This window comes from Streptomyces sp. NPDC002588 (assembly GCF_040295925.1).
GTDB lineage: Bacteria > Actinomycetota > Actinomycetes > Streptomycetales > Streptomycetaceae > Streptomyces.
Map to the genome: position 1 here is coordinate 22972 of NZ_JBEOWF010000050.1, position 21439 is coordinate 44410.

General features: G+C 71.7%; 19 protein-coding genes and 1 pseudogene. 9 read left to right on the forward strand and 11 right to left on the reverse strand.

Annotated features, from left to right (window positions below):
- Positions 1–45 precede the first annotated feature (45 nt).
- Positions 46–1290 carry a L,D-transpeptidase gene (locus ABT057_RS40240; RefSeq protein WP_352348897.1) on the reverse strand — a complete coding sequence of 415 codons (1245 nt, stop codon included), beginning with the start codon at positions 1288–1290 and terminating at the stop codon, positions 46–48.
- Between the two features lie 153 nt (positions 1291–1443).
- Here ABT057_RS40240 and glgX point away from each other — a divergent pair, with 153 nt between their 5' ends.
- From glgX to ABT057_RS40260, 4 genes are all read left to right on the forward strand, one after another.
- Positions 1444–3687, forward strand: a complete 2244-nt coding sequence (gene glgX, locus ABT057_RS40245; RefSeq protein ID WP_352348898.1) for a glycogen debranching protein GlgX — start codon at positions 1444–1446, stop codon at positions 3685–3687.
- A 70-nt stretch (positions 3688–3757) separates the two neighbouring features.
- A complete protein-coding gene (locus ABT057_RS40250; protein WP_352348899.1) occupies positions 3758–4537 on the forward strand; it encodes a polysaccharide deacetylase family protein in 780 nt (259 codons plus the stop codon).
- Positions 4537–5712: a YncE family protein gene (locus ABT057_RS40255; RefSeq protein ID WP_352348900.1), complete on the forward strand. Its 1176-nt coding sequence runs from the start codon at positions 4537–4539 to the stop codon at positions 5710–5712. The genes ABT057_RS40250 and ABT057_RS40255 overlap by 1 nt, the downstream gene beginning before the upstream one ends.
- Before the next feature lie 79 nt (positions 5713–5791).
- Positions 5792–6400, forward strand: a complete 609-nt coding sequence (locus ABT057_RS40260; RefSeq protein WP_352348901.1) for an ADP-ribosyltransferase — start codon at positions 5792–5794, stop codon at positions 6398–6400.
- Here the strand turns inward: ABT057_RS40260 and ABT057_RS40265 are convergent.
- On the reverse strand, positions 6369–7019 hold the full coding sequence (locus tag ABT057_RS40265; protein WP_352348902.1) for a GNAT family N-acetyltransferase: 651 nt from the start codon (positions 7017–7019) through the stop codon (positions 6369–6371). The genes ABT057_RS40260 and ABT057_RS40265 overlap by 32 nt on opposite strands.
- A 58-nt stretch (positions 7020–7077) precedes the next feature.
- Here ABT057_RS40265 and ABT057_RS40270 point away from each other — a divergent pair, with 58 nt between their 5' ends.
- Both ABT057_RS40270 and ABT057_RS40275 read left to right on the forward strand, forming a co-directional pair.
- Positions 7078–7992 carry a helix-turn-helix domain-containing protein gene (locus ABT057_RS40270; RefSeq protein WP_352348903.1) on the forward strand — a complete coding sequence of 305 codons (915 nt, stop codon included), beginning with the start codon at positions 7078–7080 and terminating at the stop codon, positions 7990–7992.
- 48 nt (positions 7993–8040) lie between these two features.
- Complete coding sequence (locus ABT057_RS40275; RefSeq protein ID WP_352348938.1) at positions 8041–8253, forward strand: EF-hand domain-containing protein; 213 nt, start codon at positions 8041–8043, stop codon at positions 8251–8253.
- Between the two features lie 73 nt (positions 8254–8326).
- Here the strand turns inward: ABT057_RS40275 and ABT057_RS40280 are convergent, their stop codons facing one another.
- The 4 genes from ABT057_RS40280 to ABT057_RS40295 all read right to left on the reverse strand — a co-directional run bounded on the left by ABT057_RS40280 (position 8327) and on the right by ABT057_RS40295 (position 11650).
- Complete coding sequence (locus ABT057_RS40280; RefSeq protein ID WP_352348904.1) at positions 8327–8869, reverse strand: MOSC domain-containing protein; 543 nt, start codon at positions 8867–8869, stop codon at positions 8327–8329.
- Between the two features lie 118 nt (positions 8870–8987).
- Positions 8988–9170, reverse strand: a complete 183-nt coding sequence (locus ABT057_RS40285) for an MbtH family protein (protein ID WP_352348905.1) — start codon at positions 9168–9170, stop codon at positions 8988–8990.
- A 38-nt stretch (positions 9171–9208) separates the two neighbouring features.
- Complete coding sequence (locus ABT057_RS40290; protein ID WP_352348906.1) at positions 9209–10996, reverse strand: non-ribosomal peptide synthetase; 1788 nt, start codon at positions 10994–10996, stop codon at positions 9209–9211.
- 129 nt (positions 10997–11125) lie between these two features.
- A complete protein-coding gene (locus ABT057_RS40295) occupies positions 11126–11650 on the reverse strand; it encodes a nuclear transport factor 2 family protein (protein WP_352348907.1) in 525 nt (174 codons plus the stop codon).
- A gap of 173 nt (positions 11651–11823) precedes the next feature.
- Here ABT057_RS40295 and ABT057_RS40300 point away from each other — a divergent pair, with 173 nt between their 5' ends.
- The 3 genes from ABT057_RS40300 to ABT057_RS40310 all read left to right on the forward strand — a co-directional run bounded on the left by ABT057_RS40300 (position 11824) and on the right by ABT057_RS40310 (position 14772).
- On the forward strand, positions 11824–13161 hold the full coding sequence (locus ABT057_RS40300) for a DUF1015 family protein (protein WP_352348908.1): 1338 nt from the start codon (positions 11824–11826) through the stop codon (positions 13159–13161).
- 84 nt (positions 13162–13245) lie between these two features.
- On the forward strand, positions 13246–14292 hold the full coding sequence (locus ABT057_RS40305; RefSeq protein WP_352348909.1) for a ketoacyl-ACP synthase III family protein: 1047 nt from the start codon (positions 13246–13248) through the stop codon (positions 14290–14292).
- Between the two features lie 27 nt (positions 14293–14319).
- On the forward strand, positions 14320–14772 hold the full coding sequence (locus tag ABT057_RS40310; RefSeq protein ID WP_352348910.1) for an SRPBCC family protein: 453 nt from the start codon (positions 14320–14322) through the stop codon (positions 14770–14772).
- A gap of 64 nt (positions 14773–14836) precedes the next feature.
- Here the strand turns inward: ABT057_RS40310 and ABT057_RS40315 are convergent, their stop codons facing one another.
- The 5 genes and pseudogenes from ABT057_RS40315 to ABT057_RS40335 all read right to left on the reverse strand — a co-directional run bounded on the left by ABT057_RS40315 (position 14837) and on the right by ABT057_RS40335 (position 21434).
- Positions 14837–16150, reverse strand: coding sequence for a dihydrolipoamide acetyltransferase family protein (locus tag ABT057_RS40315; protein ID WP_352348911.1), 1314 nt, complete (start codon positions 16148–16150; stop codon positions 14837–14839).
- A gap of 10 nt (positions 16151–16160) precedes the next feature.
- On the reverse strand, positions 16161–17126 hold the full coding sequence (locus tag ABT057_RS40320; RefSeq protein ID WP_502974043.1) for an alpha-ketoacid dehydrogenase subunit beta: 966 nt from the start codon (positions 17124–17126) through the stop codon (positions 16161–16163).
- Between the two features lie 10 nt (positions 17127–17136).
- Positions 17137–18210: pseudogene (gene pdhA / locus ABT057_RS40325) on the reverse strand (pyruvate dehydrogenase (acetyl-transferring) E1 component subunit alpha); the annotation flags it as partial.
- Positions 18211–18237: 27 nt separating this feature from the next.
- Positions 18238–18996, reverse strand: coding sequence for a thioesterase II family protein (locus ABT057_RS40330; RefSeq protein WP_352348913.1), 759 nt, complete (start codon positions 18994–18996; stop codon positions 18238–18240).
- Positions 18993–21434 (reverse strand): type I polyketide synthase, encoded by a 2442-nt coding sequence (locus ABT057_RS40335; RefSeq protein ID WP_352348914.1) that lies wholly within the window; start codon positions 21432–21434, stop codon positions 18993–18995. Before ABT057_RS40335 ends, ABT057_RS40330 begins: the two co-directional genes overlap by 4 nt.
- Positions 21435–21439 lie beyond the last annotated feature (5 nt).

Genomic DNA, 21439 nt, shown 5'->3' on the forward strand with positions numbered 1-21439 from the left:
ACTGGGACCGCGGGACGGAGTGGATGGTTGCACCGGGGGGAGAAGTCAGCCGATCGCGCTCCCGCTCGTCCACTCCTCCCAGTCCATGTTCCAGCCGCTGAGCCCGTTGTCCGGCGCGACCTGCTTGTCCTCGCTGTTGACGACCTCGACGACGTCCCCGATGAGCGACCGGTCGAAGAACCACCCCGCGGGAGTGTCCGAGGCGCCGCCCTTGACGTCCCTGAGCCCCACGCAGCCGTGACTGAGGTTGACCTTCCCGAAGGCCTCCGCCTCCGCCCAGTAGTTGCCGTGCAGGAAGGTGCCGGAGTCGGTCAGCCGCATGGCGTGCGGCACGTCCGGGATGTCGTACTCGCCCTTGCCGTCCTTCTTCCTGAAGCCGACGGTCGCGCCGTTCATCCGGGTCAGCTCGAGCATCTCGGAGACGACCATCTTCCCGTTGTACGTCGTCGTCGTCGGCGCCCCGGCCGTGATGGGCACGGTGGCGATCAGCTCGCCCTCGCGCCGCACCTTCATGGTGTGGCTCGCCGCGTCGACCAGGGAGACCTGACTGCGGCCCACGGTGAAGGAGAACGTCTTGTACTGCAGCCCGTAGACGCCCGGCGCCCCCTCCACGTCCCGCAGCCGCAGCGCGACCGTCACCTTGGTGCCCGGCTTCCAGTACTCCTCGGGACGGAAGTCGAGGCGGGCGTCGCCGAACCAGTGCGGGCGGATCTCCACGGCCGGCTCGGCGGTCACCCGCACGGCGCGCTCGACGGCTGCCCGGTTCACGACCGCCCGGTTGAAGCCCAGCGAGACGATCATCCCGGTGCCGACGGTGGAGCGGTTCTCGGGCGTGACGTATCCGATGAAGCGCTCCTCGGGGACGTAGGTGGTGAAGGTGGTGTGGCGTGCCGAGCGGTTGCCGTCGCCGTCCACGGCCACCACGTCGACCGCGTAACGGGCGGCGAGCGCCAGCCGTCCGCCGTCCGGCCGCCAGCTCAGCCCGTCGGCGGAGATCCGTCCGGGCACCGCCGACTCCTGCGCGTCCTGGGACCTCACCACCTTCACCGACTCCAGCCGCCCGTCCGGCACCCGGACCCGCAGCTCCTCCTCCGGGCGCACCCCCCTCGTGCCGTCCTGCGGCGTCACCCGGATGGCGTCCTCGGGCGCCGCGGGTTTGCCGAGCATCCGGTCGAGCCCGGTCCTGCCGTCGTTCGTGCAGCCGGCCGCCCCGGCCAGCAGTCCCGCCCATGTCACCACGGCGGCCACTGCGACGCTCGCGCGCCGTGCGCGCCCTTGTACGTGCCTCACGGTCTGCCCAACGATCGGGTGCGCTCCGGGGAAACGTGAGTGCGAGGCGCGCTCTGGGCAGAACAGGGGGAGGACGACAGCGCGGGGCGGCGGCGGCCGGGACGCCGTGGCCCGTCCCGAACGTCGTACCCACGAGCCGCAGGAGGCTGAACGGTGTCCAGCGCAGCCGAGCAGGAGACGGTGGCGCAGCAGCGCGCCACGCCGGACACCCGCCTGAACGGGGTGTCCCAGAAGGTGCCCGGGGTGCCCGTGCGGCCGGGTGCGCCCACGCCGCTCGGCGCCCGCTTCCGCACCGGCCCGGACGGGGTCGCGGGCACCAACTTCGCGCTGTGGGCGGGCGGCGCGGAGAAGGTCGAGCTGTGCCTGTTCGACGAGGCGGGCCGGGAGACACGGGCCACGCTGACCGAACTGACGCACGAGATCTGGCACGGCTTCGTACCGGGTGTGATGCCGGGCCAGCGCTACGGCTTCCGGGTGCACGGCCGCTGGGATCCGTGGACCGGGGGCCGCTGGAACCCGGCGAAGCTGCTCCTGGATCCCTACGCCCGCGCGGTCGACGGCGAGTTCACGCTGCCGCCCGAGGTGTACGGGCACGTCCGGGACTGGCCCCAGCAGCAGGTCGCGGACACCGTGCGCGACGAACGGGACTCGGCGCCGCACGTCCCGAAGGGCGTCGTCGTCCACGATGACGCGCCCGACGACGAATGGGCGTACGACCGCCGCCCCAAGACCCCGTGGGCGGACTCGGTCATCTACGAACTGCACGTCAGAGGCTTCACCCAACGGCATCCGGGCATCCCCGAGGACCTGCGCGGCACCTACGCCGGTCTCGCCCACCCGGCGGCGGTCGAACACCTGGTGAAGCTGGGCGTGACGGCGGTGGAGCTGCTCCCGGTCCACCAGTTCGCCCACGAGGACCATCTGCTCCGCCGCGGCCTGCGCAACTACTGGGGCTACAACTCCATCGGCTACTTCGCCCCGCACGCCGGCTACGCCTCCTCCGGAACGACCGGACAGCAGGTCGGCGAGTTCAAGCGGATGGTGCGGGCCCTGCACGCGGCCGGCATCGAGGTCATCCTCGACGTCGTCTACAACCACACGGCCGAGGCGGGCGAACTGGGCCCGACCCTCTCCCTGAAGGGCATCGACAACCGCGGCTACTACAGGCTGCAGTCGGACGCCCGCCGCTACGCCGACTACACGGGCTGCGGCAACACCCTGCACGTGGTGCAGCCGCACGTCCTGCGGCTGATCACGGACTCCCTGCGCTACTGGGTGACGGAGATGGGCGTCGACGGCTTCCGCTTCGACCTGGCCGCCGCCCTGGCCCGCTCCATGCACGACGTCGACATGCTGTCCCCGTTCCTCGCGGTCATCGCCCAGGACCCGGTGCTGCGGCGGGTGAAGCTGATCGCGGAGCCCTGGGACGTGGGCTCGGGCGGCTACCAGGTGGGCGCCTTCCCGCCGCTGTGGACGGAGTGGAACGACCGCTACCGCAACGCCGTCCGCGACTTCTGGCGGCACGCGCTGCCGGACGTGCGGGAGATGGGCTACCGCCTGTCGGGCTCCAGCGACCTGTACGCCTGGGGCGGCCGGCGCCCCTACGCCTCCGTCAACTTCGTCACCGCGCACGACGGCTTCACCCTGCGCGACCTGGTGTCCTACGAGCGCAAGCACAACGAGGCCAACGGCGAGGGCAACCGGGACGGCACGGACGACAACCGCGCCTGGAACTGCGGGACGGAAGGGGAGACGGACGACGAGCGGGTGCGGGCGCTGCGGCGCAGGCAGCTGCGCAACCTCCTGACCACGCTCCTGCTGTCGACGGGCGTGCCGATGCTGGTCGCGGGCGACGAACTGGGCCGCACGCAGGGCGGCAACAACAACGCCTACTGCCAGGACAACGAGATCAGCTGGGTGGACTGGAGCCTGTTGGAGGAGCCGGGCTGGAAGGCCCTGTTCGACCTGACCTCCCGGCTGATCGCCCTGCGCCACCGCCACCCCGTCCTGCGCCGCCGCGCCTTCTTCTCCGGCCGGGCGCACTCGGCGGACGGGCTGCGGGACCTGGCCTGGTTCACGCCCCTGGGCGCGGAGATGACGGAGGGCGACTGGTACGCCCCGGCCGCGACCCTCGGCATGTACCTCTCCGGCCGGGACATCCCCGGCCGGGACGAGCGGGGCGCCCCGATCACCGATGACAGCTTCCTCGCGATCCTGCACGCCGGCGACCGCCCCGTCGGTTTCGTCGTGCCGGGGCCGCCGTGGGCGGAGCGGTACGAGGTGGTCGTCGACACGTCGAGCGAGCAGCAGGCGGAGGCGCCCGGGGTGATCCACCGGGCGGGGGAGACGGTGACGGTACCGGCCCGGGCGGTGGTGCTGTTGCGGGTGGTGGCGTGACGGGCGGCCGCCAGGGCCCACATGTGGGTGAATGAACCGCTTTTATGACGTTTCCTATTTCAATGGCGGGGTGACTTCGACCGACCGTCGTGCCGCGCTGCGGGTGGGTGCCGGGCTGGTCGCCGGGGGAGCGTTCACGGCGGCGTGTTCCCGCTCCGGGGCCGCCGCTCCGCCCGCGCCCGCCGTCGCCCCCCGTGCCGCCGCCTCCGCGAGCCCCCTCGCCGCCCCGGCCCCGCGTGCCTTCCCGGGGCAGCCCCCGCAGATCACCCACGGCCCGCGCGACCGGCCCCGGGTCGCCCTCACCTTCCACGGCCAGGGCGAGCCGTCCCTCGCCCATGCCCTCCTCGGCGAGGCGGAGCGCGGGGGAGCACACGTCACCGTGCTGGCCGTGGGGACCTGGCTCGACGAACACCCCGCGCTCGCCCGCCGGATCCTCGACGGCGGCCACGACCTCGGCAACCACACCCACCGCCACCTCGACATCGACGCCATGTCCGAGGCGGAGGCGAGAGACGAGATCGCCGAGTGCGCCGCACGGCTGAGACGGCTCACCGGATCGGTCGGGACCTGGTTCCGGCCCTCCCGAACGGCCCGCGCCTCCCCGCTCGTGGAGCGGCTGGCCCGCGAGGCCGGTTACCCGCACGTCCTCTCCTACGACGTCGACTCCCTTGACTTCACCGCACCCGGCGCCCCCGCCGTCACGGCCAACGTGCTCGGCGGGATCCGGGGCGGATCCGTCGTGAGCCTGCACTTCGGGTACGCGGACACGATCGCCGCGCTCCCCGCCGTACTGGACGAACTCGACCGCCGCGGACTGCGCGCGGTCACCACCACGGAGCTGCTCAGCTGATGCGTCCCACACCCGCCGTTCGCGCCCTCGTCACCGGAAGCGTCCTCGCCGTCCTCGCCGCCTGCGGCGGACCGCCCCAGGGCGGCGACGTCCGCCGGGCCACCAAGGCCGCCGTCCCCGCCCCCGTGAAGAAGCCGGCCGCCCAGGGGCTGCCCGGCATGCCGCCCCTCCTCGACCCCAAGGACGTCTACGCCGCCGACCGCCCGAACCGGCTCTCCCCGGTGGTCAAGGACTTCCCGTCCCGCGTGTACGTGCCCAACACCGAGTCCGACACCGTCACCGTCATCGACCCGAAGACGTACAAGGTGACCGGGACGATCCGCGTCGGCCGCCAGCCGCAGCACGTCGTGCCCTCCTGGGACCTGAAGACGCTGTGGGTCAACAACGACAAGGGCAACACCCTCACCCCCATCGACCCCAGGACCGGCAAGGCCGGCGACACGGTCGACGTGCACGACCCGTACAACCTGTACTTCACCCCGAACGGCAGGTACGCCGTCGTGATGGCCTCCCTCGACCGTGAACTCGTCTTCCGCGACGCGCACACCATGAAGCGGAGGAAGACCGTCCCGGTCAGCTGCTACGGCGTCAACCACGCGGACTTCTCGCCCGACGGGCGCTACTTCATCGTCTCCTGCGAGTTCAGCGGCGAACTGCTGAAGGTCGACACCGAGAAGATGAAGGTCGTGGGGCAGGAGAAGCTGCCCCTGGCCGGCGCGATGCCGCAGGACGTCAAGATCTCGCCCGACGGGAAGAAGTACTACATCGCCGACATGAAGGCCGACGGCATGTGGATCCTCGACGGCGACAGGTTCACCGAGCCGTCCTTCCTGCCGACCGGCAAGGGCTGCCACGGCCTGTACATCAGCCGCGACTCGCGCGAGATGTACATCTCCAACCGCGGCGAGGGCACGATCTCCGTCTTCGACTTCACGAAGAACGAGCTGACCAAGAAATGGCGGCTGCCGGCCGGCGGCAGCCCCGACATGGGCGGGGTCTCGTCGGACGGCAAGGTCCTGTGGCTGTCCGGGCGCTACGACGCGGAGGTGTACGCCATCGACACCCGCACCGGCGAGCAGCTCGCCCGCATCCCCGTCGGCAGCGGCCCGCACGGTCTCGCCGTCTATCCGCAGCCGGGCCGCTACTCCCTCGGCCACACCGGAATCTTCCGCTGATCCACGGCTTGTTCGGGACACGCCGCCGATCGGGTGACGGTCCGCGGCGCGGTGCCGTCCGGCCGACATCGTGCTGCGCATGATCACCACTCGCGTCCGGCGGCGCGTCGCCGCCGCCGTCCTGTCCCTGGGTGCCGTCCTCGCGACCACGGCCGCCGTCCCCGCCGCGGCCCCCGGGAAGCCGGTGGCCAAGGCCGCGGCCGCCCCCGCCTGCCCCCTGTTCGACGACCCGGTCAAGGCCGCCGCCGACCGGCAGGTCGACCTCGCCCGCGTCACGCCGAAACCCGTGTGGCGCAAGGCCTGCGGCACGCTGTGGCGCAGCGACAACCGCGCCCCCGACGTCATCTTCGACCAGGGCTTCCACCCGAAGGACGTGACGGGCGGCCAGTACGACCTCGAGAAGTACGTCCTGAACAACCAGCCCTCCCCGTACGTCTCCACGACGTACGACCACGACCTCTACAAGCGCTGGAAGTCCGACTTCAACTACTACATCGACGCCCCGGGCGGCATCGACGTCAACCGGACCATCGGCGACACCCACAAGTACGCCGACCAGGTCGAGGTGGCCTTCCCCGGCGGCGTCGCCCGCCAGTACATCGTCGGCGCCTGCCCCGTCGACAAGGCCACCAGGACCGAGGTCCTCAGCGGCTGCGTCAGCAACCTGTACTACCAGCCCTGGCACTGAGCAGCATCTCGCCGCCCACCGGCACATAGCCCGCCGCCTGGAACGCCCGCATGCTGCGGGCGTTCCCCGGGGCCACCTGGGCCCACACCGGCTCCTCGGCGAGATGCCGGGCGGCGGTCACCAGCCGCCGCCCGAGCCCCGCCTGCCGCCGGCCCTCGTCCACCTCGACCGAGACCTCCAGCCGGCCGGCGATCCCGCGCCCCGTCACCAGCATCCCGCCGTCCGCCGCCCACACCCGCACCTCGTCGCGCCGGCGCCGGGCGTAGGCGACGCGGGGATGGTCCTCGTCCGCGATCTCGCGCAGTGGGAGCGGAGGGCCGCCCGGCAGCGGGGAGCCCACCAGCATCGCGTCGATCGTCTCGGCCGCCCGCCCGGTCCGCGCCATGAACGCCGCCAGGAAGACCGGGTTCATCGTCGCGCACAGCGCGTCGCAGTCGACGCCCCGCAGCGCCTCCCGCACCCACTCCGGATCCTCGTCGGTGAACACGACGGAGTGCGCGGTGAAGGAGAGGACACCGGCGTCGCGCGGGGAGGCCTGCGGCACGACGGTGGTACGGCCGTCGGGAGGAGGGAAGACACCCCGCGCGGCCGCGTCCAGAATGTCGCGCAACGTCTCCACCCCGTACTCCTCCTCGCTCCTTGAGTCTCCACCCACTGGAAGGCCCAGACTCACACACATGATCGATGACGGCACCGGACTCTTCACCATCGGTGAGCTGGCCCGCGCCACCGGACTGACCGTGCGCACCATCCGCTACTGGTCCGACGAGGGCGTCCTGACCCCCGTGACCCGTTCCACCGGCGGCTACCGGCTCTACGACGCCCGGTCCGCCGCCCGCCTGGAACTGATCCGCACCCTGCGCGAGCTGGGCCTCGGCCTGGCCGATGTGCGCCGGGTGCTGGCGGGCGAGCGGACCGTCGCCGAGGTGGCCGCGGCGCACGTGTCGGCGCTGGACGCGCAGATCCGCTCGCTGAAGGTGACCCGTGCGGTGCTGTCGTCCGTGGCGCGACGAAATTCGAGTGCGGAGGAGATGACCCTGATGAACAAGCTGGCGCGGCTGTCGGCGGCCGAGCGGAGGCGGATCCTGGAGGAGTTCGTGGAGGAACTGTTCCACGGGCTGGACGGGGTGGATCCGGCGATCCGGGACCGGATGCACTCCATCGCGGTGGACCTGCCGGACGACCCGACCCCCGAGCAGGTGGACGCCTGGGTGGAACTGGCGGAAATGATCCAGGACCCGGAGTTCCGGGCGCACATGCGGCAGATGGTCGAGTTCAACTCGGAGGGCCAGGGCCTGAGTGTCCCTCCCGGGCACTCCACGTGGCTTCCCATGCGTCTGGTGCAGCTGGGCGGGGAGGCCCGCGCGCGGGGAATCGCCCCCGAGGCGCCGGAGGCGGAGGAGATCGTGCGGGAGGTTCTGGGAGACGGCGACCTCACCGCCGTGCTCGAAGGGATGGAGTCGGCGTCCAACGACCGGCTCGCCCGGTACCGGGAGTTGCTGTCCACGGTGAAGGGCGGGGGGCCCGCCGCCGCCCACCGTGAGGAGTTCGCCTGGGTGGTCGCCGCACTGCGCGCTCGGGTCGCCCGTTAATCTGGCCTCCGTCAACCAGCAGTAATGCGTTACGAAGGGGCGGATCCGGTGGCGGACATCGAGGAAGCGCGCAAGGATTTCCAGCGGATCGACACGGACGGGGACGGCTTCATCACCGCCGCCGAGTTCAAGGCCGCCCTGGCCCAGGGGGGCGACTGGAACGTCACCGAGTCGGTCGCCGAGGCCATCATCAAGACCCGCGACCTGAACGGGGACAAGGTCCTGTCGTTCGACGAGTTCTGGGCCTACCTGAGCAAGTGAGCACATGAGCAGGTGAGCAGGGGGCGTCCGGCGAGGCGCCCCCTCGGCATGTGCGGAGCGGCCCCTGTCCGCCTCAGACGATCTCCAGTGGCCGGTGCGGTCCCTCCGGGAGTTCGACCGTGACGGAGTCCCCGGGCCGCACCACGCCCCCGCTCACCACGACGCTCATGATCCCCGCCTTGAACACCGGCCGGCCGTCCGCGCCCCGCCCGACGACCTGCTTCAGCAGCCCCTTTTGGAAGCCGTCGATCTGCTTGCAGGGATTGCGCAGCCCGGTCACCTCGACCACGGCCTGCGCCCCGAGCCGCAGCCGCGTCCCGACCGGCAGGCCCAGCAGATCGAGCCCCCGGGTGGTCACGTTCTCCCCGAGCTCCCCGGCGGCCACCTCGAACCCGGCCTCCCGCACCTCCGCGAACAGCTCCTCATGGATGAGATGCACCTGCCGCAGATTGGGCTGCGCCGGATCCCTCGCCACCCGGCTCCGGTGCTTCACCGTCTCCCCGGCATGCACATCCCCCTCCACCCCGAGCCCCGCGAGCAGTGTGATGCCCTCGCGGTTGGGTTTGGTGAAGGAGTACACGTCATTGCTGCTGACCGCGCTGACCGCCCCGCTCATCACCGGCAAGCTCCCCTCTGCCCGCGATTCCCGCTGAACCGCAGGCCAAAGCCTAAGGGCTCCCGGAGGCGCGCCGCGGCCGGAGGGAGGGCGGCTGCGGCGCGCGCCGAGGGGCCGGTCAGTGAAGGATCGGCCGCATGTCCGTCCAGTGGGTGTCCACGTAGGCGACGCAGGCTTCCTCGGTGCCCTCGAAGCCGGCTGTGCGCCAGCCGCCGGGGACCGGCTTGTCCGCGGGGAAGAGACCGTACTGACCCGCGGAGCTGATCAGCACGGCCCAGCGTGCCCGGTCGGTGTTGTCCATGGCTTGTCTCCTCGAAGGTGCTGTGGGGTGCGGGGCGTTCACCGCGCCACGAGTTCCTCTGCGCGGCGGTCGGCCAGCGCGGCCGCGAAGGCGTCGAAGGTGCGGTGCCGGAAGAGCAGGCTGGTCGGCACCTTGATGCCGAGCCGGGTCCGCAGCCGGGTCGCCACCTGCATGGCGCTGAGCGAGTGGCCGCCGAGGTCGAAGAAGTCGTCGGACTCGGCGATCGACGTGACACCCAGGACCTCCGACCAGACGGCGTTGACCGTCTCCGGCAGGCTGACCCCGGAGGCGTCGGCCGGGGCCTCCGGCTCCGGCGACGGGGACGGCTGCGCACGGGAGGTCGAGCCGGCCAGCCGCGTCAGCGCGACCCGGTCCACCTTCCCGCCGACCGTGACCGGCAGCTTCTCCAGGGCGGAGTACCCCGCCGGGCACATCCACAGCGGCAGCAGCCGCTCGGCGTGCGCCTGTACCGAGGCCAGGTCCGTGCCCGCGACGAGCTCGACCAACGCCTCCAGACGCGGGGCGCCGTCGTCACCGGTGTGGCACACCACGCAGGCCCGCCGCACACCGGGATGGTCGTGCAGCACCGCCTCGATCCCGCCCAGCTCCACCCGGTGCCCGCGGATCTTCACCTGGCTGTCGGTGCGGCCGAGGTAGATGACCGTGCCGTCCTCGGCGCGGCTCACCCGGTCCCCGGTGCGGTACATGCGCGAGCCGTCGGGACCGTACGGGTCGGGAACGAAGCTCGACGCGGTGAGCCCCGGCCGGCCGGCGTAGCCGCGGGCCAGACCCGGACCCGCCAGGCAGAGTTCGCCCGGGGTGCCGTCGGGCACGAGGTCCAGCCGGGCGTCCACGATCCGGATGTCCACGTTCTTCAGCGGTGCGCCGATGTGCGGTGTGCGGCCCCGCACGATCGGCGTGCCGAGCGCGTTGACCGTGGCCTCGGTGGGCCCGTACAGGTTCGCCGCCTCGAGGACGCCCTCCGAGACCAGGGCGCCCAGCGCGTCCCACAGCGCGGGCGGTACGGCCTCGCCGGCGATGAGGAGCTTGAGCCCGGGGCGCTCGCCCCGTGCCACCGGCTCCAGCTCCTCCAGCAGGACCTGCGCGTGCGAGGGCGTCATGTCGACGACGTCCAGCTCGTGGTCCGCCACGAACCGGGCGAAGGCCTCCGCGTCACGCCGGGTGTCGTCGTCGAGGATCGCCACGGTGTCGCCGCGGAACACCCGCACCCACTCCTGCACCGAGGCGTCGAAGGCGACCGAGGCGTTCCAGCCGACGCGCTCGCCGGGCGCCCGGAAGAACCCTCCGGCCTCCATGCCCTCCAGGAAGCTCGCGAGGGCGCGCAGGCTGACCTGGACACCCTTGGGGCGGCCGGTCGAGCCGGAGGTGAAGACGATGTAGGCGAGGTTGTCGGGGTGGGTGGCGAGCGGCTGGGCCGGCGGCAGGTCGTCCCAGTCCAGGCGGTCCAGGACGATGGCCTTGTCGCGTATGCCCTGCGGCACCTTTCCGACGAGGTCCGCGTGGGTGATCGTGGTCACGACCCCCGCGTCCTCGGCTATGTGGGCGAGGCGCTCGGCCGGCTGCTCGGGGTCGAAGGGCACGTACACCGCCCCCGCCTTGAGCACGGCCAGGATGGCCACCACCAGGTCGGCCGAGCGGGGCAGGAACACCCCGACCGAGCGCTCCGGGCCGGCGCCGTAGCGGGCCAGCAGCCCGGCCAGCCGGTCGGTGCGCTCGTCCAGCTCGGCGAAGGTCAGCCGGACGTCGGGGCCGATCACGGCGTCCCGTTCCGGCGTGGCGCGGGCGGCCTCGAGGAACCTGGCCACCACTGAACTTGTTCGTGTCAACGGACTTTCCTGTTCCATCAGTGTCGATTCCTTGAGGCTCGTCGCTGTGGCGGTGATGAGGGAGGGCGGGCCGGCGAGGGGAAGGGAGGCCGAGGAGGGACGCGGCGGTCAGGAGGCGTCGGGGGTGCGGCCCTCGAACTGGTGGAGCAGCTCGGTCTTCGTCTCGAGCGGTCCGGCCTCGGTCTGCAGCGCGATCTTCCAGTCACCGTGGTCGCGCACCCAGACCATGACGTGGACGAACGTGATGTGGCCGAGGGCGGGGGAGTCGAACCGGACGCGCTCGATGACCTGGCCCGTGCGGCAGCTCTGGACGGCCACCTTCACCGGCGCGATCGTCATCCGCCAGGTGGGGTCCTGGAAGTAGTCGGTCAGGATCTTGCCCCAGGCGTCCTTGTTCATCCCGATCGTGCCGTCGGCGCCCAGACCGGTGATGTTGTCGTCGACGAAGAAGGAGAACCAGCGGTCGAAATCCCGCTCCGAAAAGGCCTTGTCGAACTCGGCGGCGGCGGCTGTCAATTCGTCGACACAACGCGTGCAGGCGGGAAGTGCCTCACCCTTGGTATAGGCCTCCTTCGGCTGACCGTCATCGACCAGCAGCGCCGATCCCTCGTCGACATCCAGTTTTTCCCGCATGGCATTCCTTTCTGGCAGGGGGTTGTACGCACCCGGTGCCGGCGGCGCGCACTCGGCGTTGTGGGGTACGAAGCCGATGCCGAAAGCTAAGCCGGGGACGCTACAGGCGGACTAGAGCGCGAGGGGCGATGCAGGGCGAGTGTGTCTCTAGCGGACCGGCCGAGTCTGACGGCGTGTATCGAATCCGAGAAACAGAAGGAATCGGCAATTCCGACGCCGCCCATTCCCTGCTCCTGGACCCGGACGGCGACCGGCGACTCGAACTGGCCCCGCTGCGCGGGGTGCGGTTCGCCGCCCGCCCGACCCGCGACCTGGGACCCGAGACGGCCCCGCCGGACGCCCACCAGGACCCGGGCGTCGTACGACGACTGCTGGACCGGACACCGCACAACGTGATCCGGCTGGTCCCGCACGGCAGGACCGGACTGGACCTGGCCGCGGGGCGCCTGCACCACTGGCTCGACCGGGGGGTCCTCGCGGCCGATCCGGAACCGGCGCTGTACGTGTACCAGCAGACGAGGGACGGCCACGTCCTGCAGCGCGGTCTCGTCGGGGCGCTGGGCATACGCGAGGAGGAGGACCGTGTCGTACTGCCCCACGAGGACGTCTTCGCGGGCCCGGTGGCCGAGCGGCTGGAGCTGACCCGCTCGGCCACCGCCAACCTGGAACCGCTGTACTGCGTCCACCAGGGTGCCGCGGCGGCCGCCCGCGTCGTCGAGGACACCGCCCGCACCGCGCCGCCCGTGACCCTGGCCACGGCCGAGGACGGCATCACGCACAGCCTGCGACGCGTCACCGACCCGGCCGCTCTCCGGGCCGTCGCCGACGACCTCGCCGGCCGGCAGGTGCTCATCGCCGACGGCCACCACCGCTACGCCGCCTACCAGGCCCTGCGCCGGGAACACCGCGAGGCGGGGCACGGCCGCGGCCCCTGGGACTACGGCCTGGCCCTCCTGGTCGACATGACGGCGTACCCGGTACCGGTCGACGCGGTGCACCGCGTGCTGCCGGGCCTGTCCGTGCGGGAGGCCGCGCACCGGGCCCGGGGTCTGTGCTCGGTGCGGCGCCTGACGGGTGGACTGTCCGCGGCCCACCAGGCCCTCGCCGCGGCCGGCCGGACCGGAAACGCGTTCCTGCTCAGTGGGCACGGCGAGCACCACCTGGTCACCGGACCCGGTACGCCCGCGCCGCACGAGGCCGGGCACGGGAGCCGTTCCGCGAGCCGGCGGCAGACCGACACCGCCGTGCTCCACCACTTCCTGATCCCGCTGATGCTGGGCGACCGGGCCGTCGCCGCGCAGGACGTCCGTCCCCACCGCGGCACTCCGGAAAACGCCGTGACGGAAGCGGACCGATGGGGCGGAACGGCCGTGATCGTCAATCCCGTGAGCCTTGACGAAGTGTTCGCCCGCGCCCGTGCCGGAGAACGGATGCCCCATAAATCAACCGCGTTCGGACTGAAACCGAGAACCGGAATGGTGCTGCGCACCTTCACCACCGGTCCTTCCTGAAGCGGGAAATCCGAATCGAGGGCGCCTCGAGGGAAGTCCGTCAGCCTCGCGGTATCCATCCGGAAACGCGGCAGGAGTGATCTCATGCGCTGGGAGAACGTATACATAGCCGGCCTCGGGGCCTATCTTCCCGAGGAGGAGATGACCGCGGAACAGGCCGTGGCCGCAGGGCTGTACGACGCCACCGCCGCGGAGAACAACGGCGTGCGCGCGGTACGGATCTCCCGCCCCGACGAGACCGGACCGGTGATGGCGGCCGAGGCCGGAAAGCAGGCCATCGCCCGCTCGGGGCACGACACGCAGGACATCGACCTCGTGCTGCACGCCTACACGAACCACCCGGGCCGGGAGCTGTGGACCCCTGCCCACTTCGTCCAGCAGGAGACCCTGGGCCGGACCACCTCGGCGGCGATCGAGATGCGCCAGGGCTGCAACGGCGTACTGGGCGGCGTCGAACTGGCGGCCTCCTGGATCTCCGCCCGTCCCGACGCCGACGCCGCTCTCGTGACCTGCGGCGACGCCTGGCTGCTGCCGTACATCGACCGCTGGAAGAGCGACGACCAGACCGTCTTCGGCGACGGCGCGTGCGCCACGGTGCTCTCCACCCGCGGCGGGTTCGCCCGGCTTCTCTCCACGGTCAGCCGTTCCGACGCCACGCTCGAACCCCTCTACCGCGGCATGGGCCCCTGGACGCAGGCCCCCTTCGAGAACGGCAGGACCGTCAATCTCGGCAGCCGTCCCGGGGACTGGCTGCTGCGCAACGAGGACGCCTACGACGAGGTCCTGGAGGTGGTCAGCCAGAACTTCACCCAGACCCTGGACCAGGCACTCGACGACGCGGACACCAAGCTGGCGGACATCGACTGGTTCATCCACGCGACCGTCATCAAGCCCATCGCCGAGTGGGGTTTTTACAACAAGCTGAGCCTCGACCCCAAGACCACCACCTACGACTGGGGCCTCGACTACGGGCACATGGGCAGCAGCGACCAGTTCCTCGGCATCAACCACCTGATCGAGTCCCGCCGCGCCAAGCCGGGCGACCGCATCGTCACCGTCGGTGTCGGCATCGGCTTCATGTGGACCGCCGCGGTGCTGGAGATCCTGGACGTGCCGGACTGGCAAGGCTGACGGACAACCCGAGAGTGAGGATGCGGCATGCGCCAGGTATACAGATCCGTGCACGTCGAGGCCGCGCCGGCGGACGTGTGGCGCGTTCTGGCGGACTTCGAGAACTACCCGGCCTGGAACCCCTTCATCCGTGAGGGCTCCGGGCACGCCGTCGTGGGCACCACGCTGACGCTGCGGTTCTTCCCGGCCGAGGGGCGCCCGATGACCTTCCGGCCGACGGTGCTCGCGGCCGACGAGGGCCGGCTGTTGCGCTGGCGCGGGCGCATGATCCTGCCCGGAATCCTGGACGGCACCCACCAGTTCGTCCTGTCCGCCGTGGAGGGCGGCACGCTGGTCGAACAGAGCGAGTTCTTCTCGGGCGTTCTGGTGCCGGCGCTGAGCTCCACGATCGGCAGGGTCGGCGGCGACTTCGAGCGGCTCAACGCGGCCCTCAAGAGCCACACCGAGAAGTCCGCGGCCGGGCGGTCCCCCGGCCGCTGAACTGTTCCGCCCACGCAGAAGGCTCGGCCGGGAAATCCCGGCCGAGCCTTCTGCGTGGCGGGCGTCACGCCCAGGTGATCAGTCGTTTCGGCTGTTCGAGGATGCCGGCGACGTCGGCGAGGACCTTGGAGCCGAGTTCGCCGTCGACCAGGCGGTGGTCGAAGGAGAGGGCGAGGGTGGTGACCTGGCGGGCTCTGATCTTGCCCTTGTGGACCCAGGGCCGGGGTTTGATCGCGCCGACGGCGAGGATCGCGGACTCGCCCGGGTTGAGGATCGGTGTGCCGGTGTCGACGCCGAAGACGCCGATGTTGGTGATGGTGACGGTGCCGCCCTGAAGGGCGGCCGGTGCGGTCCTGCCCGCGCGGGCGGTGACCACCAGTTCGCCGAGGGCCTCCGCGAGTTGGGGCAGGGTCTTGGTGTGGGCGTCCTTGATGTTCGGGACGATCAGGCCGCGGGGGGTGGCGGCGGCGATGCCCAGGTTCACGTAGTGCTTGTGGACGATCTCCCGGCGGGTCTCGTCCCAGGAGGCGTTGATCTCGGGGTGCCGTCCGACGGCGACCAGCAGGGCCTTGGCGACGAGGAGCAGCGGGTTGACCCGCAGGCCCTGGAGGTCCTTGTCCTGCCTGAGTTCTTCGAGGAGTCTCATCGTGCGGGTCACGTCGACGGTGACGAACTCGGTGACGTGGGGCGCCGTGAACGCCGAGCCGACCATCGCCTCGGCTGTGGCCTTGCGGACCCCCTTGACCGGGATCCGGGTCTCCCGCGCGGTGTCGCCGGTGACGGCCGAGGCGGGCGCGGCCTCCACGACAGGCCCGGAGGCCTGGGCGGGGGCGAGGGCCGGGGCCTGGGCCGGGGTGGGCGGGACAGCGGCGTGCACGTCCTCCCGCGTGATGATGCCGCCGGGTCCCGACGGGGTGATCGTCGTCAGATCGACCCCGAGGTCCTTGGCCAGCTTGCGGACCGGCGGTTTGGCCAGGGGACGCCGCTCACCCAGGGGGCCCTGGGCGTTGCCGCCCGCCGCCTCGGCGCCCTTGCGGCGCCGCCGCTTCGTGGCGGACTCCGCCACCCCGTACCCCACGAGGACCGGCGTGCGGGCAGCCGGCCGGGTCTCCGCTGCCTCGCCCACCGTGATGATCACTTGGCCGACGTCCACCGTGGTGCCCTCGGGGAAGCGGAGTTCGCGCACCACACCGTCATGGGGGATGGGCAGTTCCACCGCGGCCTTCGCGGTCTCCACCTCGCACACCACCTGCCCGTCGGTGACCTGGTCACCGGGCTGGACGTACCACTTGAGGATCTCCGCCTCGGTGAGTCCCTCACCCACATCGGGCATCCTGAACTCCCGCAGCGCCGACGCCTTCTGCGTCATCGTCGTCATGACCCTCTCCTCAGTACGCAAGCGAGCGGTCGACGGCGTCGAGCACCCGGTCGAGACCCGGCAGGTACTCGTCCTCCAGGCGGGCCGGCGGATACGGGGCGTGATAGCCGCCGACCCGCAGGACGGGTGCCTCCAGGTGGTGGAAACACCGTTCCGTGATGCGCGCGGCGATCTCCGCACCCGTCCCCAGGAACACCGGCGCCTCGTGCACCACGACCAGGCGGCGGGTCCTCTCCACCGAGACCTGGACGGAGTCGACATCGATCGGCGACATCGACCGCAGGTCCAGCACCTCGAGCGACCTGCCCTCCTCCGCGGCGACCGCCGCGGCCTCCAGACACACCTTCACCATCGGCCCGTACGCCACGAGCGTCAGGTCGCTGCCCTCCCGCGCCACGACCGCCTTGTGCAGCGGACCGGGAACCGCCTCCTTGTCGACCTCGGACTTGTCCCAGTAGCGCCGCTTCGGCTCGAAGAAGATCACCGGGTCGTCGCTCCGGATGGCCTGCCGCATCATCCAGTAGGCATCGGAGGAGTTCGACGGGGAGACCACCTTGAGGCCCGCCACGTGCGCGAAGAGCGCCTCGGGGGACTCGGAGTGGTGCTCGACGGCGCCGATACCGCCGCCGTACGGAATGCGGATGACCACCGGCAGCCTGATCCTGCCCAGCGAGCGGGCGTGCATCTTCGCGAGCTGCGTGACGATCTGGTCGTACGCCGGGAAGACGAAACCGTCGAACTGGATCTCCACCACCGGCCGGTAGCCGCGCAGGGCCAGACCGATCGCCGTGCCCACGATCCCCGACTCGGCGAGCGGGGTGTCGATCACCCGGCCCTCACCGAAGTCCTTCTGCAGCCCGTCGGTGACGCGGAAGACACCCCCCAGTCTGCCGACGTCCTCCCCCATGACCAGCACCTTGGGATCCGCGTCCATCGACGTGTGCAGGGCCTCGTTGAGTGCCTTCGCGAGGGTCATGTGTGCCATGTCAGTGGTCCTCCGGGCCGGCCGCGAACGACGCCTGGTAGACGGCGAACTCGGCCCGCTCCTCGTCGACGAGCGCGTGTTCCCCGGCGTAGATGTGCTCGAACAGCGACGCGTGCGCGGGGTCCGGCATGCCGCGGACCTCCTGCCGGACATGCCGGGTCAGCGCCTCGCTCTCCTCGTCCAGGGCCGCGAAGTACGCGTCGTCGGCCAGGCCCTCGCGCTCCAGCAGACGCCGCAGACGCAGGATCGGGTCCTTCGCCTCCCACGCCGCGCGTTCCGTGGCCAGGCGGTAGCGCGTCGGGTCGTCGGAGGTGGTGTGCGCCCCCATGCGGTAGGTGAACGCCTCGATCAGCGTCGGCCCCTGCCCGCTGCGGGCGTGCTCCAGTGCGGCCCGGGTGACCGCGAGCACCGCGAGGACGTCGTTGCCGTCGACGCGGACGCCGGGGAAGCCGTAACCCTGGGCGCGCTGGTAGAGCGGTACGCGGGTCTGGCGTTCGACGGGCTCGGAGATCGCCCACTGGTTGTTCTGGCAGAAGAAGACCACCGGCGCGTCGTGCACGGCCGCGAAGGTGAAGGCCTCCGCGACGTCGCCCTGGCTGGAGGCGCCGTCACCGTAGTAGGCGATCACGGCGCTCTCCGCGCCGTCCATGGTGACGCCCATGGCGTAGCCCGTCGCGTGCAGCGGATGGGCGCCCACGACCAGGGTGTAGAGGTGGAAGTTGTGCTCCGTGGGGTCCCAGCCGCCGTGCGACACCCCGCGGAAGACCCTGACGAGGTCCAGCAGGTCCATGTCGCGGCACCAGGCCACGCCGTGCTCGCGGTAGCTCGGGAAGACGAAGTCCGAGTCCCGCAGCGCCCGTCCGGAGCCGATCTGCGCGGCCTCCTGGCCGAGCAGGGGTGTCCACAGGCCCAGCTCGCCCTGCCGTTGCAGGGCGGTGGTCTCGATGTCGAAGGCACGGACCAGCACCATGTCGCGGTACAGGCCACGCAGTTCCTCCGCGGTCGGGTCGACGGCGTACTCACCGTGCGGGACGCGTTCGCCCGCGGGAGTGAGCAGCTGTACGAAGTCCGGCTCGCCCATGACGTACGTACCTCCGCCCTCTCAGCCGTTGACCATGACAGGGGCCGCCGCGGCCTCGATCTCGGCGACCAGCTCGCGGGTGAATCCGGCGAACGAGGACCCCAGGAAGTAGAAGTGGCCGCCCGGGAACACCCGTCGCCGTACCTCGTGCACGGATTCGGCGGACCAGCCGGACATCGCCGCGGGCGGCGCCCACAGGTCGTCGGTGCCGCAGAAGACGGTCAGCGGGCAGGACAGCGGAGTGCGGTCCGCCGGCGGCCGGTAGGACTCCACGGAGCGCAGGTCGGCGCGGGTGAGGCGGGTGAAGCGGGCCACGAACTCCGGTACCTCGTCGAGCTGTTCGGGCAGCCCGCCCATCGCGCGGATCTGCTGGAGCAGGCCCAGGTCGTCCAGCTCGGACAGCCGGCGCTGCGTCCGGTAGCCCGGGGACACGCGCCCCGAGACACCGGTCCACAGCGGAGGGCGTCCGGTGTCGCACAGCTTGCGGGCGACCTCGGTCGCGACGATCGCGCCATAGCTGTGGCCGAACAGCGCGACGGGCACGTCGAGCCACGGCTCCACGTCCGCCAGGGCCAGATCGACCACGTCGTCGATGTGCTCCATGGGCGGTTCGTGGTAGCGCTTGGCCCGGCCGGGCAGGTCGAGCAGCAGCAACTCCCAGTCGTCCGGGATCGCCCGGCCCATCGGGTAGTAGGCCGTCGACGAGCCGCCGGCGTGGTGGAACCCGATCAGCCGGAGCGCGGGCCGGTCCACCGGGCGGGGGCGGACGAAGGGGGTCATGTGCCGGACTCCTGTTCGGTGAGGGACGCGTAGTGGCGTACGACGTACGTGCTGAGCCGTTCGAAGAGCTCGGTGAGGGTCAGCTCGATCTCGAACTCGTCGATGGGCACCTCGATCCGGTACCGCTCCTCGATGCTCATCGTGAGCTGCATCGCGGCGAAGGAGTCGCCGCCGACGGCGAGAAACGTCTGCGCCGGGTCCAGCCCGCTCCCGGCGTGCATGATGCGGGAGAGCTCCGATTCCAGGAAGGCGGTGACGGCGCCCGCGTCGCAGCATCCGGTCGCGGCGGAACCACCGGCGAGTTCCGCCCCGCCGGCCGCCGGCGCCGGCAGGGCACCCGCCCCGCCGTCCCCGGCCACCGGCTCGTCGATCCAGCAGCGCCGGCGACGGAAGGCGTAGGTGGGCAGATCGTCGGGGCGGCCGGTGCCGGGAACGCGCAGCGCGTCCAGGCGCAGGTCCGCACCGGCGGTGAACAGCGCGGCGAGGGCTTCCCGCAGCAGCCGGGGGGCGGCTTCGGGGTCCTCCGTGAGCAGCGGGAAGGTGTGGCCGGTCCACGAGAGGGCAGCCTCGGTGCCCGGGGTGAGCCGCGGCCCTTCGCCCTTTTCGACGGTGAGGCCGAGACGGCCGAGCAGCCTCCGCAGCCGGGTCGCCGGAGCGTCGCCCGCGTCGTCGGCGGCCAGCCCCGGGTAGGCGGTCAGCAGTTCCGAGAGGCTCTTGTCCAGCAGGGCGGTCTCGGTGCCCGTGCGCAGTCGTACGCCCGTCACCGTGGGCTGATCGGCGGGGGCGGCGTAGGCGTCGGAGGCCCGGGCCAGCCGTTCCGCCAGCTCGCCTGCGGTGCTGCCGGTGACGGCGAGCCGGTGCTCGAAGGCCGTGCGGCCGTCCCGCAGGGTGGCGCACACCGCGGCGAGCCGCTCGGGAGCGGTGCCGGCGAGATACGCGATGGTCTCCTCGGCGAGCGCGCGCAGACTGTCGGGGTTGCGCGCCGAAACGGTCAGCAGTTCGCCCGGGCTCGGCGCGACCGGCCCCTCCTGCGGCTGCGGCTCGTACGACTCCAGTACGGCGTGCGCGTTGGTGCCGCTCATGCCGAAGGCGCTGATACCGGCGATCCGCCGTTCGTAGGCGTCCGGCCACGGCCGCGACCGCCGGGCCACCTCGAGCTTCAACCGGTTCCAGGGGATCAGGTGGTTGAGGTCGCCCGCGTCCTGCGGGGTGCTCGCCGGGATGCGGCCGTGCCGGAGCATCAGCACGACCTTGATGAGCCCGGCGATGCCCGCCGCGCTCTCCAGGTGGCCGATGCGCGACTTGACGGTGCCGACCGCGAGCGGCTCGGTCCTGCCGCGCGCGCCGGTGCCGAGCACCGCGTCCAGGGCGCCGATCTCGATGGGGTCGCCGAGCGCGGTGCCGGTGCCGTGCGCCTCCACGTAGCCGATCTCCTCGGGCGCCACGCCCGCGTCGGCCAGCGCGGCCCGGATGACCTGCTGCTGGGCGGGGCCGTTGGGCACCGTCAGGCCCGACGAGGCGCCGTCGTGGTTGACGGCGCTGCCACGCAGCACGGCCAGCACAGGACGGTTCTCGCGCTCGGCCTCGTCGAGGCGCATCAGCACCACGACACCCACTCCCTCACCGCGTCCGTAGCCGTCGGCGCTGTCCAGGAAGGCCTTGGAGCGGCCGTCGGGCGCGAGCGCCCTGCTCTGGGACAGCGACACCATCAGGTCCGGCGAGAAGAAGACGTTCGCCCCGCCCACCAGGGCGTAGCGGCACTCGCCGCGCCGCACGCTCTGCGCGCCCTGGTGCAGCGCCACGAGCGAGGAGGAGCAGGCGGTGTCCACACTCATCGACGGTCCCGACAGACCCATGACGTAGCTGATGCGGCCCGCCGCCATGCAGTGGCCGCCGCCCGTGCCGTAGTACGGGTCGATGCCGGTGCGGTCGGCGCGATGGGCCAGCCGGTCGCCGTAGTCGGAGGTCATGATGCCGACGAAGACGCCCGCGCCCAGCCGGTCCTGGCGGCGCACCGGGACACCGGCCCGCTCCATGGCCTCCCAGGAGGTCTCCAGGAGCAGCCGCTGCTGCGGGTCGAGGACTTCGGCCTCCCGTTGCGACAGGCCGAAGAAGGCGGGGTCGAACGGCGACACGTCCTCCAGGAAGCCGCCGTGGCCGGCGTAGGAGCGGCCGGGGGTCACCGGCCCGGGGGAGTGGACGGAGCGCAGCCCCGTACGGTCCTCGGGGATCTCACGAATCGCGTCGCCCTCCCCGAGGAGGAAGTCCCAGTAGGCCTCCGGCGTCCTCACATCGCCGGGAAAGCGCAGTGCCATGCCGACGACGGCCAGCGGCGCGTCGCGGTCCGACTCCAGCTCCCGGATGCGGGCCTTGAGCCGCTGGGAGAGTGCCAGTTGTTCCCGTATGGTCCGGCGTATCTCGCTTGCGTCCATGCTCATCTCGT

Bases quoted from the DNA above. Each gene is read 5' to 3' on its own strand.
- ABT057_RS40255 (WP_352348900.1), top strand. From the start codon at position 4,537: ATGCGTCCCACACCCGCCGTTCGCGCCCTCGTCACCGGAAGCGTCCTC.
- ABT057_RS40260 (WP_352348901.1), top strand. From the start codon at position 5,792: ATGATCACCACTCGCGTCCGGCGGCGCGTCGCCGCCGCCGTCCTGTCC.
- ABT057_RS40270 (WP_352348903.1), top strand. From the start codon at position 7,078: ATGATCGATGACGGCACCGGACTCTTCACCATCGGTGAGCTGGCCCGC.
- ABT057_RS40280 (WP_352348904.1), bottom strand. From the start codon at position 8,869: ATGAGCGGGGCGGTCAGCGCGGTCAGCAGCAATGACGTGTACTCCTTC.
- ABT057_RS40285 (WP_352348905.1), bottom strand. From the start codon at position 9,170: ATGGACAACACCGACCGGGCACGCTGGGCCGTGCTGATCAGCTCCGCG.
- ABT057_RS40295 (WP_352348907.1), bottom strand. From the start codon at position 11,650: ATGCGGGAAAAACTGGATGTCGACGAGGGATCGGCGCTGCTGGTCGAT.
- ABT057_RS40305 (WP_352348909.1), top strand. From the start codon at position 13,246: ATGCGCTGGGAGAACGTATACATAGCCGGCCTCGGGGCCTATCTTCCC.
- ABT057_RS40310 (WP_352348910.1), top strand. From the start codon at position 14,320: ATGCGCCAGGTATACAGATCCGTGCACGTCGAGGCCGCGCCGGCGGAC.
- ABT057_RS40315 (WP_352348911.1), bottom strand. From the start codon at position 16,150: ATGACGACGATGACGCAGAAGGCGTCGGCGCTGCGGGAGTTCAGGATG.
- ABT057_RS40320 (WP_502974043.1), bottom strand. From the start codon at position 17,126: ATGACCCTCGCGAAGGCACTCAACGAGGCCCTGCACACGTCGATGGAC.
- ABT057_RS40330 (WP_352348913.1), bottom strand. From the start codon at position 18,996: ATGACCCCCTTCGTCCGCCCCCGCCCGGTGGACCGGCCCGCGCTCCGG.
- ABT057_RS40335 (WP_352348914.1), bottom strand. From the start codon at position 21,434: ATGAGCATGGACGCAAGCGAGATACGCCGGACCATACGGGAACAACTG.